Here is a 17,564-nt window from a genome sequence, read left to right as displayed (position 1 = left end):
GCGGCGAAATGCCAGCGCGGCCAAACAATCGAGCGGCGGTCACGAGGTGCTCCAGCTGAGGGCGAACAAAGTTTGTCCGGGCAGTTCGAAGGTCACGCGGCCGTCGTGGCAGTTGAAAGGTGCGTCGCGGCTACGGTTATCGGCACCAAAGTAGCGCAATGAGCCGTTGGCCAACGGGCACGCGGCGCCGCTTAGGTTCACATGCTGCAGGCGCGAGCCCTTGTTGACCCCCAGCAGGCCGCGCTTGGGGTCCTCGGCCATGGCCAGCACGTCAACCTCGAACGCATCGTTGTCCAGTTGCATCACACTGTGCAGCCAGTGTTGCTGGATAAACTGCTGGGCCAGGCCGACCGGTTTGAGTTCGAAACGCTCGTCACCATAGACGCGAAACATGCCCTTGGGGTATCCGGGTTCATCGCCGGCCAGGAACCAGTTGAGCATCTCCAGCAAGCCGTCCTGGGACGAGTTGATGACTACCGAGGCCCACCACATCGAGGCGAAGTGGGTCTCCTGATCGTAAGGGCTCAGGCTTGAGCCGCTGGACATATTGGTCTGGTCCAGCAGCAAGGCCTTGCGCGGCCGACCGTTGGCGTCGAGCCCAACGAGGTCGGCGGCGCGGCGCACGCTGTCGCGATAAACCCGGGTCGCCAGCAGGTCGCGGACCATCCATTCGTGCCAGGCCAGCGCATCGACCTGGTCGCCGGATTCCTTCAGTAAACGCCGGGCCCAGTCGATGCCGCGTTTGTCGGCAGCGTTGTCGGTGAACGGGCCGTTGATCAGTCGCGAGCTGGCCGGCATGGCGATGCGCACGCCAGCCTTGGCATTGTCGGGGTTGCTGCGGACCTGCCGGACCATGCTATTAAAAATGCTTTGATAGTTGGCGTAGTCCGGATAGTTGAGGTTCGGCTCATCGGCAAACCCGATGTAATGTGTGCCTTTGCCGCCCAGAGCGCGAGTCGCGGCGAGCCAGGCGTCGAGGCCGGCGTTACCTGTGGCATCGGCTCGCAGATCGGCCTGACGCTGAGTGCCGGCCAGCAACGTGATGTCCTGGGTGATGCCGAAGCGGTCCTGGTACAGCTGGCGGAAAGCGTCTTCGTAGTGCGGTCGCTTCGCGGTGATGTCGACGAAGCTGTAGTAACCGCCGGCCTGTGGCTTGAGCGCATCAAATACGGCATAACTTGAGGGCGGCGGCATCGCGTAGGGCAGGGCGATGCCCAGGCTCGGCGTGTTGCCGAGGATTTGCTTGTGCAAGGTCAGCTGGGTCTGGCCGTCATCTTCTCGCAGGGGTTTTAGCTGCCGCGGATTCTGCGCAAACAGGTTGGCCGTGCCGTCGAGCCAGAACGCCGCTTTGCCGCTGCCCTGCAAATGCAGGCGCCAGACCTGATCGGTACTGGCGACGGGTAACGCGACCTGATCGAACTGCCAATAGGCGCTATAGGGTTGAGGGCCAGCGACAGCTGTTTGCCGTCGCCCACGCGTTGGGCCTGCAAAGCGCCGACTCCGCCGTGGAACTTGCCGGCCAACACCGCATGTTCGCCCGCCGCGACTTTGAAATACAGCTCATCGCCGTCGCGGGTCTGAGCGCTGAAATGCACCTTTGCCGGGGCGAACAGCGCCACCGTGCGTTCGTCGTGCTCGACCTGGTAACGGCGAAAGCTGTAGCCGGGGATCTCCAATCGATAATGGCTGGCGCCCGGCGCCAACGGCCAGCTTTGGCTGCCGCTGGTTTCCTGGGCGGCAATCACCCGTTCGCCCTCGAGTTTGCCTTGGCCGTCCAGCAGGTACAGGCGTTCTTCGTTGGCATCCGCCTGCCAGGCCGGCACCCAGCGCACGGTCACGGTGTCAGGGCGATCCGCTTGCAGGTACAGGCTGCCGTCGCGGATGTCGGTCCAGCGCATCTGCCCGGCGTAAGCGCCGAGCGACAGGCTCAGGCTCACCGCCAGCGCGAAGTACTTCATGCCGACTTCCGTTGCAGCATTTGAACCATCGGTGCCAGGTCGCTGGGCAGGATGATAAGGGTTTGCCAAAACGGCACCCGGCTCAAACGGCAATACATCACCAGCAACGCGATGGTCACCGCCAGGTAGGCGATGGACGAGGCCGCCGCCGCACCGACGATGCCGTGGGTCGGAATCAGCAACAGGTTCAACGCCAGATTGAGCAAGGCGCCGAGGCCCATCAGCAGCGAAATCGAGCCAGGTCGGTTCTTGCCCAGCAGATCCAGGCGCAGGATGCTTGAGTAGTTCAACCCGAGCAGGCCCGGCAGCAGCGCCAGCAAAGCTGGGTAGGCCGGCTGATAGGCGATCCCGAACAGTGTGACGATCAACCATTCGCCGATCACCGCCAAGGTCAGGCACGCGCCGAGCATCACCGTGGCTGTGAGGCGCAGGGCCAGCGGCGTGACTTTTTCGATGCCTTCTTCCTGTTGCAGCAGGCGCTTCATCAAGGGTGTGGTCACCGCTTCCGGGACGATCAGCAGCAACTCTGCGGCGGCGCTGGCCATGGCGTAGAGACCTAGCGCGGTACTGCCGAGCAGGGCACCGATGAACAGATAATCGGAGCGCAGAATCACTTGCTGGAACAGCAGGTCCGGATGGCTGCGGGCGCTGTAGCGCAGCAGTTCATTCTGGCTGGCGCGGTCCCATTGCAACGTCAGCGGTTGACCGCGTTTGAGCCACAGCCAACCGACCAGCACCACCAGGCTGATGCCCGCCAGCCAACTGATCAATGCCGCTTGCAGGGCGGCGCTTTTCCACATCCAGAACAACGCGAGGAACAGCAGCAACGGCGTCAGCGACTCGATCAGGCGCAAGGCATTGAATGCCACCACACCGCCCGAGGCGTTGTGCAAGGTCAGCAGCCCGCTCTTGAGTACGGTCAATGGCACCGCTAACAGCAACAACCAGGCGAGCAAGCCCAGTTGCATGGTGATATCCAGTTCACTGCCGAATTCGCGGGTCAGCGCCACCACCAGCAAGGTCAGAATGCCTGCCAGCAGACAACCGAACACCAGCACCTGACTGAGCAACAACCCCATGGGCCGTTGCTTGGCCGCCTGGTAACCCACCGCCGAATTCAATCCGCCGCTGGTGGCGGCACTGATCAGATCCGGCAGGGTGCTGAGCAAGGCAAACAGGCCGCGCTCACTGGGCCCGAGAATCCGCGCCAGCAATACGTTGCGCATCAGGCGCAGGCCGATCATCGCCAGTTTGGTGCCCATGCTCAGGGCCAGGTGCTTGAGGTAACTGCTGCGACTCATGGCCGTGCCCCGCGGTAGATGCGCCAGGACAGCAACTCGGGATTGCGCGCGGTACGCTGGCTGACGCCGAAGCGTGGCAAGGCCAGCGGATCGTCGGTGCTGCGATAAATCCCGGTGCCGGTGCCCAGGGCAAACGGAAAATGGTGGTCGGCCACGTGTTGCCGCACCCGTGCATCGCTGTCGCCATTGGGGTAGCAATAGACCGGCAGCGGCCGGTTGCAGCCGTTCAGAAGTGCCTGGCGACTGCGGCTCAGTTCTTCATCAAGGTGTTGATCGTCGAGTCCGGTGAGGATCGAATGGCTGGCCCCGTGGGGGCCGAAGCGCACCATGCCAGAAGATTCCAGCGTGCGCACCTGCTGCCAGTCCAACGCCTGTGGCAGGGAATCCTGCGGGCATTCGTCGGTCAAGCGATTAAGGTCCAGAGGGGACAAGGTTTTCAGGTTTTGCAGAAAGTGCAGCAGCGCCAGGCTGCGTCGCTGCACGTCCGGTTCATCGCATAGCACCGGCAACGGGCGACCGATCTGATGCAAGCATTCGATCAAATGCATGCGCGCCTTTTCACCGTGGCTGTTCCACAGGGTTTCGCCGATGCTTTCCCACCAGAAGCGCTGACGGCTGCCAATGAAATCCGTGGACAGAAAAATGCTCGCCGGCACCTGGTATTTTGCAGCAGCGGGAACGCATTCAACGCGTTGTCGCGCCAGCCGTCGTCAAAGGTCAGTGTCACTTTCGGCCGCTGCGACCTGAGGCTTCCCGGTTGCAGGATCTCCATCAACGGCACGCAGTCGAAGTGTTTTTTCAACCAGGCCAGCAGGTGTTCAAAAGCCTTGGGTCCCACGCACAGTTCATTGCGATGGGGCAGGTCGGCGGCGCGGTCGTTGGACAGCACCCGGTGCAGCATCAGGATCACTCCGGCGCCATGCAGTTGCTGGCGCCCTACCGGTGAATTGAGGTACAGCCAGCCGCTGGTGCGTTTTAATAATTGTTTATCGCCATGGCACGCTCCTCTCATCGATTTGCTCAGGATTCCATTGGGCGTATCGCTGGCCGCGCAGGAACTGCCACAGCCCGATGCTCATCCCGGCAAGCGTCACCAGAAGGAACGCGGCGAGGCGAAAGGGTTTGGGCAAACGGTGTTGCGAATCCAGCAGTCCGGTGATGGCCACCGCGTAGCCGAGCAACTGTGCGATCAGGCTCAGGCGATAAAAACCATGGGCGTTCCACAGCCATAAACTGCTCAGCAGCAGCGGCAGCAACAGGATCGGCGCCAGACGCCGGATCAACTTATGACTGATCAGCGCAATCGCATACAGGCCATGTTTCAGCGGATTGAGCAGTTCGCGGCGCTGCGCCAGGCTTTGCAGTCCGCCGACAGTGACGCGTTGACGACGGCGAAATTGCTTGTCTGCTTCATCCACGCCCCGGTCGATCACCTGCGCTTGCGGCACAAAGACTATGCGTTTGAACGCTACCGGCGCGCAGGTGCTGATAAAGAAGTCATCGTTGACCTGCGCCGGCACGTTCTGGAACAACTCGCGGCGCAGGGCGAGCAGGGCGCCATCGGCGGCGACCATGCAGCCCGTGCGATTTTCCACCTTGCGCAGCCAGCCTTCGTAATGCCGATAAAGGCTGTCGCCGATGCTCAAGCCTTTGCCGGTCACGGGGATCAGCATGTGCCCGGCACAGGCGCCTACCGCTGGGTCTGCCAAGGGTGCCAGCAGGTGACCAAGCGTATCGGTGGACCATTGGTTGTCGGCATCGGTGAACACCAGAATCTCGCCAGTGCTGAGTGCGGCACCGGCGTTCAAGGTTGCGGCCTTACCCTGGCGCGGCAAATCAAGCACGCTGATGCGTGGATCAATGACCTTGCGCGCACAGGTCACGGTGTCGTCGGTCGAGCCGTCGCTGGCCAGAATGATTTGCAACGAGCGCGCCTGATAATCCTGGGCCAGCACCGTGCGCAGTTTCTCTTCTATGTGCCGCGCTTCGTTGTGCGCGGCGATGACGATGCTCACGTCCAGCGGCGCTGCCTGCCCGTGACGCAGCGCCGGAAAAAACGGCGCCAGCAAGGTCAGCAGTAGCGGGTAGCCGAGGTAGGCATAGACCGGCAACAACAGGCACAACCAGAAAATGAATTCAGCCACGGGCGGGCCTCCTGGTGTTGCAATGCCACAGACTGAGAAGGAATGCGGCGCCGGTCAGGTGCAAACGCACCCAATGCAGGCCCCACAGTTGCAGAGTCAGACCGATGTCGCGGTGCTTGATGCTCTGGCGCAGGCTCAAGACAAGCGCCGGCAGACTGGTCAGCAGAAATAGCATGGCCGCCAGATGAAACTGACCGTTGGCCAAGGTGAACATCGTTGCAAATCCAGCACCCACGCGGCCACCGACAAGATCGGAAAGCGCAGCAAACGCAGGGTCATTCCATTGCTGTGCAGTAGCTGCAGGTGACTGCCCTGACGCCAGAATTCCTTGCCCATCCATTCGCGCCAGCTGCCTTCATATCCCCAATGCAAGGCGATGCTCTGGTTGACCGAGAGCAGACGGGCGCCCGCGGCGGCCAGGCGCATGGAGAAGTCCTTGTCTTCGCCAGTGCGCAGGGTTTCGTCAAAACCGCCGATCTTGCTGAACCAGGTACGCCGCATCAGCAGGTTGGAACTGGGCAGCCATTGCACCGATTGAACCGTCTGCGCACTCGGGCGCAAGGTGCGGCGCTGCCAGGCCGCCGCGTACCAAGGCGCTTGGGCCGGTGTATGCAGGTCCAGTCCAAGAACATCGACCTGCACCGCCGTCTCGATCTTCACCAGCAGCGTCAGCCAGTCTTCGGGCACTTCAATGTCGGCATCGACAAAGGCCAACCATTCCCCGGTCGCGATGGCCGCCCCGCGATTGCGCAGCGCACCAATCAGCAGGCCGGGCTCGAGCAACACGTGCGCCCCGCATTGATCGGCAATCTGGGGGCCGCGATCGTCGGAGCCATTGTCGACTACGATCAGCTCGCATTCGAGCCCGGCGGCATCGGCGGCGTGTTGCGCGGCCAGCAGGGTCCTGGCGATATGCGGGGCTTCGTTGAGCATCGGGATAACGATACTGATCTGGCTCATGCCTTGGCCTCCAGGATTGGACTTTCTTCGGCTTTCAAACGCAGGACGCTGGTCAAGGCGAGCATGATCCACACGAACTTTTGATTCGGCGCGCTGAGGAACATCAAAAATAGCGTCAGTGACAGAATACTCATGCTCAGGTGCGTCATCAGGTCGGCCTGCTCCCAGTTACGGCGCTGCATCCAGGCTCGCCGGGCACACATCAGGTTGTACAAGCCCAGCGCCAGCATGCCGACGAACAACAGGCCGGCGGGAATCCCCAGTTCACTGAAAATTTCCAGGTAGGTGTTGTGGGCTTCGCGGTACAGGTCGCCGATTTTTCGGTTGGCGGAAAACACCTTGGAATAACCGGAGCTGGCGTAGTGCAGCGGGAACGTGCCGGGGCCGGTACCCAGCAACGGGTTCTCGCGGATCATCTGGCTGCCGACCACGATGTATGAGGCACGACGGCCGAGGGACTCATCCTTGGCCTTTGCCCCCGATTTCAAGATGCTCAAGGACTGGATACGTTCGACATAACCGTGCGGCATCGCATAAATGCCCAGCGGTATCACGATCGCCATACCGAGCATGGCAAAACCCAGGTGACGCGGACGGATGCGCGGCAAGTGCGCGCGGTAGTGCCACAGGCCAATCATCAGGCTCAGGACCAACACCACCAGCCCCGATCGGGATTCGGTCTTGGTCATTCCGGCCAGCAACAACATGGAGCAACCCAGCCAGAACAAGCGTTGCAACCAATTCGGGTTGCGGATCACCAGCAGCAGGGCCATCGGTACGGCGAAGGCGATCAGCATGGCAAAAGCGTTCGGGTCTTCCAGCAGGCCGGCAGCGCGGCCCTGGTCCTGATATTTGCTGGAAAACATCGCCAGTACGCAGGTCATGCTGACGCTGACTGTCACCAGCCGGGCGAACATGTCGAGGTTCAACTCGCGACCGATCAGCAGGGTGATCACAAACAGAATCAGGCCGACGCTCAGCTCTCGCAGATGCTCAAGCGACCTGCCCATGTCATCGGTGTTCAACAGGCTCAGCAGGTAAAGTGCCATGAACCAGATCAGGTAGCGCCAGATATTGCTGCGCAACCGCTCGGACGGAATCTGGTGCATGGCCAGTTGCAGCATCAGGATCAGCGCCAGTGAAGCACCGACGAACTTGGTCCCCGACAATGCGTTGCCCTTGAATAAACCTTCGAACGGCACGAGCGCCGCGATCCCCAGCAGGCCCCAGGCCGGTTTGCGGTACAGCACCGCGATACCGACCAGGCCCACCACCGCTCCCGGCGCCAGAAATGGATAGGGACTGGCTAGCAATGCAAGGCAGACCAGGCCGAGCAGACTGACGATCGAGAGCGGGAAAATCATGTGCGTGCCTCCCGTGCAGTACGGATATAAAGCTGCGACCAGCGTTCGGCCAGGGCCTTGAGGTCGTAGCGATCCAGTTGCGTACGTCTTGCGTTGTCGCTTAGTTCGCGCCCCAGGGTCGGGTCACGCAGCAAGCTGCCGATCTGCCCGGCGAGGGCGGCGCTGTCGGCGGGTGTCGCCAGCAGGCCGTTGTGCCGGTCCTCCAGCACATCGGGAATACCGCCGACGCCAAACGCCACCACCGGCACCCCGGCCTGCATGGCTTCGAGCAAAATCATTGGCGTGCCTTCGGTGCGGGAGCTGATCACCAGCGCGTCGAGTTGCCGCCACCAGGGACGCATGTCGGTCTGGTAGCCCGGCAGGCTGATGCGTTGCTGCAACCCGGCGTCGTTGATTCGCGTCAACAGGCTGTCCCGCTCCGGGCCGTCGCCGAGCATCACGGCGTCCAGTTGCGGGTACTGTTGGCACAGCGCAATCAGTGCATCGAGAAACAGATCCGGACCTTTTTCACTGCTCAGGCGCCCGACGTATCCGGCCAGCCAGCGTTGCCGCCCAATGGTCTGTGGCTGCAGATCGTTGGTGGCCGGCAGGCCGTTGGGGATCACTTGCAATTTTTCGGCCCGCACGCTGGCCTGACGGCACAGCGTGGCAATGCTCTCGGCGACGCACACCACCCGCGTCACTGAGGCGGTACGGCACAGTTGCAGGCTCAGCCACGTGTAGAATTTCTGCTTGCGACTGCGCGGGGTGAAGCCATGCTGGGTAATCACCAGCGGCAGGCGCAACAGGGTTGCGCCGACCCAACCGAACAACAGGCCCTTGAAGTTGTGCGTGTTGATCAGCGGCCGCTCGGCCCGCCGCTGGCGCAAATGCGCCAGCAACGCCCCCAGCCCAGTGCAGCCGCGACAGTCCACCCCGGCCTCGCGAAACCGAGCGAGCAACTCGTACGGTGCATCGAGCAACAGAACCTGATGTTGCCCCGGCGTCGCCAGGCAATGGTCGAGCAGCATCCGCTCGGCTCCGTAGAACCCACCGCTGCTGAGCAAGTGAATGATCGGCAGCGATCTGCTGTGTCGCGATGGCAGTGGCGTGTTCAATTGCGCACCCAATGTACCAGGCTCGGTACGCCCCAATTCTTGTGCGGATTGCCCGGTTCCACGTTCTGTTCGTTGATCACCAACAGCACTGGCAGGCCCAGTTCGTGGGTAATTTGCGCCGGGTGTTTGAAGCGGTGGTCGAAGAACTCACGCACATAGACCAGGGCAATCGCCAGCAGCAAACCAGTGAACAGGCCGAATGGAATGATCAGCAGCGGTTTGGGGAACGCGGCTTCGGTCGGTTCGAACGGTGGGCTCAGGACCCGGGCGTTGGACAGGTCGTTGTCCAGCGTGCGGGCGGTGCTGCTTTCGGCAAAGCGCTGGGCGTAGGTGGAGAAAGCCGCGTGCAAGGCGTTGATCTCGGTGTCCATCTGCCGCAGCTTGCTCTGGGTTTCCTGCAACTGGCGGATGCGGTTCTTGAACTCGGCGATGCGCGCCTTCTTCTGGTCGATGACCGAGCTGACAATCGCCAGGTCGTTGGTGCGTTCCTGAATCCGGTTGCTGACCACCTTGAGGAACTGCTGGCGGGAGCGGGTGATTTGCTCGCGGGTCAACAGCATCGGCTCACTGCCTGGCTGGAAGATCGCCAGGTCGTTCATGTAGCGACTGACCTGGGTGGTCAGCGCCTCACCCATTTGTTTGATCTCGTGATCTTCGAAGGCGACGTTGTCCACGGTAGTGGTGAAGGTGTAGGGGAAGGTGTAGTCATTGAGCTTGGAGTCTTTGGCGGCAGCCAGGCTGGTTTTCAGGTAGTCGAGCCAGCGTTGGCTTTGCAGCAGGCGATCGCGGTACAGGTTAAGCGCTTGCTCCTCGGTGTTGATGGCGTTGAGGCGGAAGGTGATTTCTTCCTTGGGATCGGATGAACCGACCGCTCCGAGTAACGCCTGCCGGTTGCCTTCCAGTCCATCGAGGCGCACTTCATATTGCATCTTCTTGGTTTCGTAGAAGCTCTGCGGCAGGTCGATCGATTGCAGTGCCTGACGGCTGACCAGGTAGTTTTGCAGCAGCGTCGCGACAAACTTGGTGCCCTGGGCCGGATCGGGGAAGCTGTAGATGATCGAGATTACGTTGGAGCCCGGCAGGGTTTCAATCTTCAAGCTAGTGATGGCCTGTTGGGTCAAGCTGTCGAGCGCGGTATCGCGTACCGGATCGGTTTCCAGGCCCAGTACGTTACGCAGCGGGTTGATTACTTTTTCGCGCAGCGGCGTGCTGATGTAGTGCCTGAACGGCAAGGTCAGCAGTTTGTTGAACACGCCGGGTGCACGGGTGTATTCACCCTTGTCCTGCAGTTCACTGATGGTCTGGCGAATCAATGCCGGTGAGCGCAGGATATTGCTCTCGGTTTCCATGTCGGCCAGTGACGGTGGAATGAAGGTCGCGTTTTCCTGGTTCAGCGACGTGGTCGCATCACCTTGGGAGAGTTTTTTCGACTGCACGATCACTTGCGCGGTGATATCGAAGCTCTGTTTGAGCATCAGCGGCAAGACCAGGGCGATCACTGCAAAGATCAGGAATACGCGCTTCACCAATTGCTTGTTGGCGAAGAATATCCTGAAGAACTCGTGCAGGTAGTTTTCCTTTGGATTCATGTCGGTTCACCTGAGAGTTAGTTACTGCTGTTTTTGTTGTCGAGGCGGTAGGCGAAGCTGAGGCCCACACCCTGGAACAGCACTACGTCCGCCAGTTGCCGAGCCAGTTCACCGGCGCTGGCCAGTTTGGTCTTGGGCACGTAGAGCATGTCGTCCGGTTGCAGGTAGGCGATCTGCGAGGCATCGCCGGCCAGGGCTTTTTCGACGTCATAACGCATGGCCTGAACCTGGTTGCCGTTGCGGCGCATGATCACCACCGAATCCAGGCGTGCCTTGACGTTGGAGCCACGGGCCAGGGTCAGGGCTTCGAGCACCGAGACTGGCCGGCGGATCGGGTAGGCACCCGGTTGGCCGACTTCACCCAGCACGTAGATCTCGTTGCCCGCGGTGGACTTGAGCAAAACGTCGACGGTCATCCGTCCCGGCAGTTGCGCGTACTTTTGATTAAGGAAGGCTTGCAGTTGATTGACGGTCATGCCTTGCAGCGGCACCGAACCGATTTCCGGGAAGCTGGCATAGCCGTCGGCGCCCACGGTGATCTGCCGGCTCATGCCGGTGGCTGGGTGGTTCAGCGCGCTTTTGAGGTTCGACTCATTGCTCAGCGGGCTGATGACCTGCACGGACAGTTGATTGCGGTTGGGCTGGAACAGCTGTTTGCGCTGATAGGCCCGTTGAATCTCCTCGCGTGCCTGCTCGGAGGTCAGCCCGGCGATTTTCACCGAGGTGTTGGCACCCGGCAGTTCAATCGTGCCATCGGGCAGCACCAGTTGATTGCCATTGAGCTGGTTGGCGGCGGTGAAGTTCAGGCCGACCTGGTCACCGGACTGAATGCGGTAGGCATCCGAGCCGCTGGTGCTGATGTGGAAGATCACGTCCAGTTCATCCTTCGGGCGCAAGGTCTGTTCGACCTTGGGCATGTCGGTGGCCTGGGCGTTTGCCGGAGCGGCCGTGAGGATATTCACCGGCATGTTCTGGGTTTCGGAAGTGCTGGAGCAACCCGCAAGCGGCAGCAACAGCAGGACAAGCATCTTGGCGTTCATTGGCATCATCCTTTGCGGTTGCTTACAGGTTTTTGTACAGCCACTTGGGCATGTAGTACTTGCGCCGGTTCAACACACTGCCGACCAGTTTTGCCCCGGCCTGGGTCAGGCGCTGCACCGCGGCCTGAGCCACTTCCCAGCGAGTGTCTTCGGAGCGCACGACCATGATCACGCCGTCCGCCTGGGTACTGATGACCAGCGTATCGGCGGCCGAATACACCGCGTCGCCGTCAATCACCACGAAGCGATAGCGACTGCCGAGCTGGTCGAGCAGCGAACTCAGGCGTTCCGGTGTCAGGTGCTCGTTGCCCCGGGAATACCGGCCACTGGGCAGGACGTGAAAAGGCAGGCTCGACACGTCCACCACGCAGTCCTGCAACAGCGGCGGGCTCTGGGTGTTGAACAGCAAGTCGCGGAAACCGCGCTCCTTGGTCAGTCCGATCTGTTGCGTGAGGTTGGTCGCCGACTGGCTGGCGTCCACCAGCAGCACCTGGCCGCTGCTCATTTGCGCCAGTTGACTGGCGAGCGCCAGGGCGCTGGTGGTGGTGCCCGCGCCGGGGTTGGCGGCGGTGAGGAACAGGATGCGCAGATCCTGATCGAGCACAGTCGAGGCCAGGTTGGACTCGCTCGGGTTGGCGATGCTGAGACTTTTTGCAGTTGAACCGTCCATTAGCTTGCTCCGTGGCCGCTGAATACTTTGAAGGGGGTTTTCAACAGGATCTTCAGATCAAGCAGCAGGCTCTGCTCGGCGATGTAGTTGAGGTCCAACTCAACGCGCTGGTCGAAGTCGATATTGCTGCGCCCGGAGATCTGCCACAGACCGGTCATGCCGGGGTAGATACTCAGGCGCGCGAGATGATTGTCCTTGTAGCGATAGGCGTTGAACGACGTCGGACGGGGGCCGACCAGGCGCATGTCGCCGCTCACCACATTGATCAGGTTAGGCAGCTCGTCGAGGCTGGTGCGTCGCAAAAAGCCGCCGATGCCGGAGATGCGCGGGTCGTGGTCGATCTTGAAATCGATGGCGTCGGCACCGTGTTTGTTCAGGTGGCGCAGCGACTCCTTGAGCTCCTCGGCGTTGGTCACCATGGTGCGGAACTTGTACATGCCGAACTTGCGGCCGCGATAGCCGGTGCGCTTTTGCACGAACAGGACCGGCCCCGTGCTGGTGAATTTGATTGCCAGTGCCAATGCCAGCAGCATGGGGGAAATCAGCAGCAGAATCACCAACGCACCGAAGCAGGCGAACACACGGTTGGTTCGCGACAGCGTCCATGGCCGACCACCGGCACGGCCTGTCACCCAGCCGCGACCCTGCCTGTGGATCGCCGCATCGAGGCGCATTCGGTGTTCGGGGTCCAGGCGCTTGTCTGGGCGCAACTGTAGGATCGGTATACTTTTTTCATGACCAGTCATGGAGTCCTCCGCAGACTTCAGCCGCGAGCGGCATGAGCGACAGGCAGTGGGTAGTAATCGCGGAACCAGGCAATGAAGCGCCCGAGTCCCTCATCCAGCTCGATACATGGCTGGAAACCGGTGGCGCGGGCCAGGTCGCTGGCATCGGCGCAAGTGTTGAGGACATCGCCGGGTTGCAGGGGCAGCAACTCGACCAGGGCTTTTTGCCCCAGGTGTTTTTCCAGCAGCGCCAGGTAGTCCTTGAGTTCCACCGAGTGCTGGCCGCCGATGTTGTAGATCCGCCATGGCGCCATGCTGCTGGCCGGGTCCGGTTGTTCGCGGTCCCATTGGGCATTGGCCTGTGGTGGCCGCTCGATCAACCGGGCGATGCTCTCGATGATGTCGTCGATGTAGGTAAAGTCGCGCTGATGTTCGCCATGGTTGAACAACTTCAGCGGCTTGCCTTCATTGATCGCCCGGGCGAAAAGGATCGGTGACATGTCGGGCCGGCCCCAGGGACCGTACACCGTGAAAAAACGCAGGCCGGTGCAGGGAATGCCAAACAGGTGGCTATAACTGTGGGCCATCAGTTCATTGGCTTTCTTGGTTGCGGCGTACAGCGACAGCGGGTGATCGACGCCGTCGCGTACCGAGTAAGGCGTGTGTTGGTTGGCGCCATACACCGAGCTGGACGAGGCGTAAATCAAATGTTTGACCGGGTGGTTGCGGCAGCTTTCGAGGATGTTGAGGAATCCGATTACATTGCTGTCGAGGTAGGCCCGGGGTTTCTCCAGGGAGTAACGCACTCCGGCCTGGGCCGCGAGGTTAATCACCACCTCGGGTTGTTCACGGGCAAACAGATTCTCGACGGCCGAAGCATCAGCCAGATCAATCGTTGCGAGCTGGAAATGGCCGACCTGCTCCTGCACCCAGCGCACGCGATCGTGTTTGAGTTGCGGGTCGTAGTAGTCGTTGAAGTTGTCCAGTCCGACCACCTGATGCCCGTCGCGCAACAGCCGCAACACACAATGGGCACCAATGAATCCGGCGGCTCCGGTCACGAGAGTTTTCATGGGCGCAGCGCCTCGGGCACGACGTGACGCAAGCCGATGCCTTTGCGCACCGCTTCGACGTCGGCCCCCAGCAGATCGCTAAGGTTGGCCAGTTCGTTCCTGAAACTGATGCGCGTGGTGAGCATTGCGTATGCGGCGTACTCGACTGCATCGCTGGCCTGGGTTGAGAAGAGCAGCCGACCGGTCTTGATGTTCTCTTCCAATGTGCCGCAAAGTCCCGGTTCGCTGATCGGCGGTACGGCTTGTTGCAGTTGCCTGATCTTGTTCGGATCGCTGTCGACACATAAGACGCGATGTCCGACATCGGCCGGTGCCGCAGCTTGTATCAGGCCAACATAGCCCGTACCCAATACGCTCACGTCCATATTGGCGTGCCTCGTAAGACGGTAGAAAGATCAGAAATGGGACTGTCAAAAGGGGTATAGCCCAGCCTTGGGAAACCGTGTCAGCAATCTGACATGTAAACGAGTTAAGACACCCCCAGTATTGGGGGGCCATTTGCCATCAAAGGCTCGGCCCTGCTGGCTCTACCGCAATATTTAGCCATCGCGGACATCTTCAACAAAGCGATAAACGGTCGAAGGGCTTGAAATACAAGGGCTGTAGGAAGTTCAGTGTGTCAGAAATGAGTCATCTTTTTTTTGACGCTTTCCCGTCGTAGGCCGCTATTTCTTGCGCTTTAATGGCCCGGTGCTAGTGTCAAAAAACAGCCGGCGATCTTTTGGCCGTTGCCGCGAATGGGTACTGGAGAGCCAATGATTCGATATCTCAAAGAATTTCTGATAGCTGTCTATTTGCTCACTCATTACGACTACTACTTTGAGCGTATAAGCGTGATGGGCATTGGTTTCCCATTAGTGCTGTTTGTCGCCATGTTTGTCGTATTAACGATTGCGCTATTTATGACGGCATACATTCGCCAGTCTCTGATACGTCATCTATTCGCTTTGGCGATGTTTGTTTCTGCGGTGTTCTTCGATGTTTATTCGCGGGTCACGGCCGACTACCTGACCTACAGCAGCTTTGTCTCGCTTGTGTATTCCGGCGGGTTCATCGAAGAAGCGCTGTACCAGTACCGCGATGCGATCATCAGCGGCGTGCTCGGTGGTTTGCCGCTGTTGATCGGCATCGGGCTGAAACCGCGTCGGCGAATGCCCGTTCCAGGTGCGTTGATGGTGGCGGCGCCAGTGCTGGGGGTGCTGTTGCTCAGTGCCGTGTTGTTCGTGCGCGCGGGGGAGGGCGCGCGGGGGTTGCCCGTCATGTACACGCCGCTGGCCTACTTGAACCTGTTCGCCTACGAGTCGCTGCACAACACCGTCGGCCCCCGCGAACCGGTAAACCTGGCGCGCATCGGGCAACCGGTGGGTCACGACATCGTGCTGGTCATCGACGAGAGCATTTCCGGCAACTACCTGGACATCAACGCGCCGTTCGGCGTGCACAGCAATCTCAAGGAGCCGCATGCCGGCGTCGAGATTTTCAACTATGGCTACGCCGCCTCGATCGCCAATTGCAGCGTCGATACCAACGTCACACTGCGTTATGGCGGCACCCGCGGCGATTACGTGCGAATCAACAGCACACTGCCGTCGATCTGGCAGTACGCGAAAAAGGCTGGCATGCACACGGTCTATATCGATGCGCAGCGCACCGGCGGCAACCTGCAGAACCTGATGAGCGCGGCCGAAAAAAAGGACATCGACGAGTTCGTGCAATTCGACCAGACCAGCGTGCGCGACCGCGACATGGCCGCGGCGGCAAAGCTGATCGAACTGCTCAATGACGATAAGTCGCAATTGGTGATCATCAACAAGGTCGGGGCGCATTTTCCGGTACACGACAAATATCCCGATGCGTTCATGGCCTATCGTCCGACGCTGCCTCGGGGGCAATTCGTCGAAGTGACGGACACCGGCGAGCGCAACGGTTTCAATGGTCAGCCCGATGATTGGATGCTGTACCGCAATGCCTACAAGAACACAGTGTTGTGGAACGTCGGGGAGTTTTTCTCTCGGGTATTTGCCCAGGCGAATCTGAACAACGCCTTGCTGATCTATACCTCGGATCACGGCCAGGACCTGCATGAGCGGGGCAACCCCGGTTTGAACACCCATTGCGGCGGCGACCCGGTGGAGGAGGAAGGCCTGGTGCCGTTGGTGGTGATTCAGGGTAGCGGATTGCAGACCCTGGACTGGCAGGCTGCACTTGCCGGCAACAAGGATCGCTCCAGCCACTACAACATCTTCCCGACCTTGCTGCAGTTGATGGGGTACGACCTGACAGGTGTGGAAGCGGTGTATGGCAAACCGCTGAGCGTGCCGACGGCGGATGATTTCACGTTCAACTATCGGTTCAATGCACGGCTTGGGGCCAAGCCCGAATGGAAGCACATTGATTTGAACAGCATTGTCACGCCATCGCAGGCGCCGGCGAGTATGGCAGTGGGGCAGTGATTTGTTGATTGCCTGACCCGGCCTCTTCGCGAGCAAGCCCGCTCCCCCAGTGGAATGCATTTCAACTGTGGGAGCGGGCTTGCTCGCGAAATCGGTATGTCAGTCAATGAAGATGTTGAATGTGATGACCCTTTCGCGAGCACGCTCGCTTCCACCGTGAGTCGCGGTGTACCGATGTGATTATGTAGACGTGAACCGATCCGACTCAGGCCAATTCAACGGTGCAACGGCCGCTCAGTATCGAGCTGCCAATAGCGTTCAGGCGAGCCCATATCGGCGCGTTTGGCGGCTCCGAATAATGGAAGTTGACTCTGATACGCGCCTACAGCGTAGGCTTTCTTTTTTACACTTGAGGTGGGAAATCTAACCGCACTCGTTCCTAGCCCAGCCTGCTTCCAGGCAGCGAGCCGAGTAAGGACCAGGCCCGGTAACTGCCGATAGATGGCCTCCTCATAGACGAACCACTTCATTGGGTGGTCAGTTGCTCCATCCTCTGTGTACTGTTGCGCAAGAAGAAACGCTTCGCGCACCGCCAAACAAGCGTTGCTAGTCAGCAGATGATCGGGGTGGAGAAGTCCCATAGGCATAAGAACGGTCCCACCCCTTTGTTCAAGGATTGTTTTTAGCGCCGGTACGAGGTCGGTCGTTTGATAACTGCGACCGTACTGGCCATCCCAGAAACTGAGCCATGTGCCTCTCACACCAAGTCTACGCATCGACTCCGTATCTTCCTCACGTCGCGCAAGCACGGCCTGATAACCACTACTAAAACCTGTTGCTACATCCCAAGCCGGAGCCGCTATATCAGGATCAGGCACGCCAGCGAATACTGTAATGACAAGAGCGTCTCGACTCTCAGCCAAAAGGCAGCCGCAACTGAAGACAGCATCATCCAAATGTGGGGAAATTACGGTGATCTGTTTGGGGATTGGCAGAAGCATTTGATTCCACTTCCTGATAGTAGATGTTTAAACGCTTGTCACTTCATCAGGGAAACCGTGTCTCTCCTCAGTTATAGCCAAAATTAAATGTAAGGCGCGCAAGGACGGGGCGAAAGTGCTTCGACTTTCGGCAAAAAAAAACGTTTTTAAGAGTGTGTATTATTAGCGGTCCAACGTTCGGATTTGCTCTGACGATAAGCGTAGTAACACCAACAACTCTCCAATAAGAATCACCCTTGTGTCATCGAG

Annotated in this window: 12 protein-coding genes and 3 pseudogenes; 1 reads left to right on the top strand and 14 read right to left on the bottom strand. The window is 60.0% G+C overall.

Translation table 11 applies throughout. The features are described 5' to 3' along the window. Positions 1 to 39: 39 nt before the first annotated feature. From CES87_RS24635 to CES87_RS24575, 13 genes and pseudogenes are all read right to left on the bottom strand, one after another. Positions 40 to 1,958 (bottom strand): annotated as a pseudogene (locus tag CES87_RS24635) (hypothetical protein). Then, a complete protein-coding gene (locus CES87_RS24630; RefSeq protein WP_128608152.1) occupies positions 1,955 to 3,259 on the bottom strand; it encodes a lipopolysaccharide biosynthesis protein in 1,305 nt (434 codons plus the stop codon). The pseudogene CES87_RS24635 and the gene CES87_RS24630 overlap by 4 nt, the downstream one beginning before the upstream one ends. Then, positions 3,256 to 4,271: pseudogene (locus tag CES87_RS24625) on the bottom strand (polysaccharide deacetylase family protein). Before CES87_RS24625 ends, CES87_RS24630 begins: the two are co-directional and overlap by 4 nt. Next, positions 4,246 to 5,403, bottom strand: a complete 1,158-nt coding sequence (locus tag CES87_RS24620) for a glycosyltransferase (protein ID WP_128608151.1) — start codon at positions 5,401 to 5,403, stop codon at positions 4,246 to 4,248. Before CES87_RS24620 ends, CES87_RS24625 begins: the two are co-directional and overlap by 26 nt. Continuing rightward, positions 5,396 to 6,363 (bottom strand): annotated as a pseudogene (locus tag CES87_RS24615) (glycosyltransferase family 2 protein). The gene CES87_RS24620 and the pseudogene CES87_RS24615 overlap by 8 nt, the downstream one beginning before the upstream one ends. Then, positions 6,360 to 7,727: an O-antigen ligase gene (locus tag CES87_RS24610; protein ID WP_128608150.1), complete on the bottom strand. Its 1,368-nt coding sequence runs from the start codon at positions 7,725 to 7,727 to the stop codon at positions 6,360 to 6,362. Before CES87_RS24610 ends, CES87_RS24615 begins: the two are co-directional and overlap by 4 nt. Continuing rightward, positions 7,724 to 8,836 (bottom strand): glycosyltransferase family 4 protein, encoded by a 1,113-nt coding sequence (locus tag CES87_RS24605; protein ID WP_371858261.1) that lies wholly within the window; start codon positions 8,834 to 8,836, stop codon positions 7,724 to 7,726. The genes CES87_RS24610 and CES87_RS24605 overlap by 4 nt, the downstream gene beginning before the upstream one ends. Next, positions 8,821 to 10,413, bottom strand: a complete 1,593-nt coding sequence (locus CES87_RS24600; RefSeq protein ID WP_128608148.1) for a Wzz/FepE/Etk N-terminal domain-containing protein — start codon at positions 10,411 to 10,413, stop codon at positions 8,821 to 8,823. Before CES87_RS24600 ends, CES87_RS24605 begins: the two co-directional genes overlap by 16 nt. Before the next feature lie 17 nt (positions 10,414 to 10,430). Beyond that, positions 10,431 to 11,453 (bottom strand): polysaccharide biosynthesis/export family protein, encoded by a 1,023-nt coding sequence (locus CES87_RS24595; RefSeq protein WP_128608147.1) that lies wholly within the window; start codon positions 11,451 to 11,453, stop codon positions 10,431 to 10,433. A 22-nt stretch (positions 11,454 to 11,475) separates the two neighbouring features. Further along, on the bottom strand, positions 11,476 to 12,123 hold the full coding sequence (locus CES87_RS24590) for a CpsD/CapB family tyrosine-protein kinase (RefSeq protein ID WP_128608146.1): 648 nt from the start codon (positions 12,121 to 12,123) through the stop codon (positions 11,476 to 11,478). Next, complete coding sequence (locus CES87_RS24585) at positions 12,123 to 12,869, bottom strand: sugar transferase (protein ID WP_128608145.1); 747 nt, start codon at positions 12,867 to 12,869, stop codon at positions 12,123 to 12,125. Before CES87_RS24585 ends, CES87_RS24590 begins: the two co-directional genes overlap by 1 nt. A 17-nt stretch (positions 12,870 to 12,886) precedes the next feature. Continuing rightward, on the bottom strand, positions 12,887 to 13,921 hold the full coding sequence (locus CES87_RS24580; RefSeq protein ID WP_128608144.1) for an NAD-dependent epimerase: 1,035 nt from the start codon (positions 13,919 to 13,921) through the stop codon (positions 12,887 to 12,889). Then, positions 13,918 to 14,286 carry a hypothetical protein gene (locus CES87_RS24575; RefSeq protein WP_256591069.1) on the bottom strand — a complete coding sequence of 123 codons (369 nt, stop codon included), beginning with the start codon at positions 14,284 to 14,286 and terminating at the stop codon, positions 13,918 to 13,920. The genes CES87_RS24580 and CES87_RS24575 overlap by 4 nt, the downstream gene beginning before the upstream one ends. Positions 14,287 to 14,676: 390 nt before the next feature. On the opposite strand from CES87_RS24575, the gene CES87_RS24570 reads away from it, so the two are divergent. Beyond that, positions 14,677 to 16,374: a sulfatase-like hydrolase/transferase gene (locus tag CES87_RS24570; RefSeq protein ID WP_128608143.1), complete on the top strand. Its 1,698-nt coding sequence runs from the start codon at positions 14,677 to 14,679 to the stop codon at positions 16,372 to 16,374. A gap of 215 nt (positions 16,375 to 16,589) precedes the next feature. Here the strand turns inward: CES87_RS24570 and CES87_RS24565 are convergent, their stop codons facing one another. Next, the gene (locus CES87_RS24565) at positions 16,590 to 17,315 is read right to left on the bottom strand and encodes a PIG-L family deacetylase (RefSeq protein WP_128608142.1); all 726 of its coding nucleotides are present in this window, start codon (positions 17,313 to 17,315) and stop codon (positions 16,590 to 16,592) included. Positions 17,316 to 17,564 lie beyond the last annotated feature (249 nt).

It is taken from the genome of Pseudomonas sp. ERMR1:02 (assembly GCF_002277815.1).
GTDB lineage: Bacteria > Pseudomonadota > Gammaproteobacteria > Pseudomonadales > Pseudomonadaceae > Aquipseudomonas.
Note: the sequence above shows the minus strand (reverse complement) of the source record. Positions and strands in the feature narration are given on the sequence as shown.

Coding starts and splice junctions, on each gene's coding strand:
- CES87_RS24600 (WP_128608148.1), bottom strand. CDS start 10,413: ATGAATCCAAAGGAAAACTACCTGCACGAGTTCTTCAGGATATTCTTC.
- CES87_RS24565 (WP_128608142.1), bottom strand. CDS start 17,315: ATGCTTCTGCCAATCCCCAAACAGATCACCGTAATTTCCCCACATTTG.
- CES87_RS24610 (WP_128608150.1), bottom strand. CDS start 7,727: ATGATTTTCCCGCTCTCGATCGTCAGTCTGCTCGGCCTGGTCTGCCTT.
- CES87_RS24570 (WP_128608143.1), top strand. CDS start 14,677: ATGATTCGATATCTCAAAGAATTTCTGATAGCTGTCTATTTGCTCACT.
- CES87_RS24595 (WP_128608147.1), bottom strand. CDS start 11,453: ATGAACGCCAAGATGCTTGTCCTGCTGTTGCTGCCGCTTGCGGGTTGC.
- CES87_RS24575 (WP_256591069.1), bottom strand. CDS start 14,286: ATGGACGTGAGCGTATTGGGTACGGGCTATGTTGGCCTGATACAAGCT.
- CES87_RS24630 (WP_128608152.1), bottom strand. CDS start 3,259: ATGAGTCGCAGCAGTTACCTCAAGCACCTGGCCCTGAGCATGGGCACC.
- CES87_RS24590 (WP_128608146.1), bottom strand. CDS start 12,123: ATGGACGGTTCAACTGCAAAAAGTCTCAGCATCGCCAACCCGAGCGAG.
- CES87_RS24580 (WP_128608144.1), bottom strand. CDS start 13,921: ATGAAAACTCTCGTGACCGGAGCCGCCGGATTCATTGGTGCCCATTGT.
- CES87_RS24585 (WP_128608145.1), bottom strand. CDS start 12,869: ATGACTGGTCATGAAAAAAGTATACCGATCCTACAGTTGCGCCCAGAC.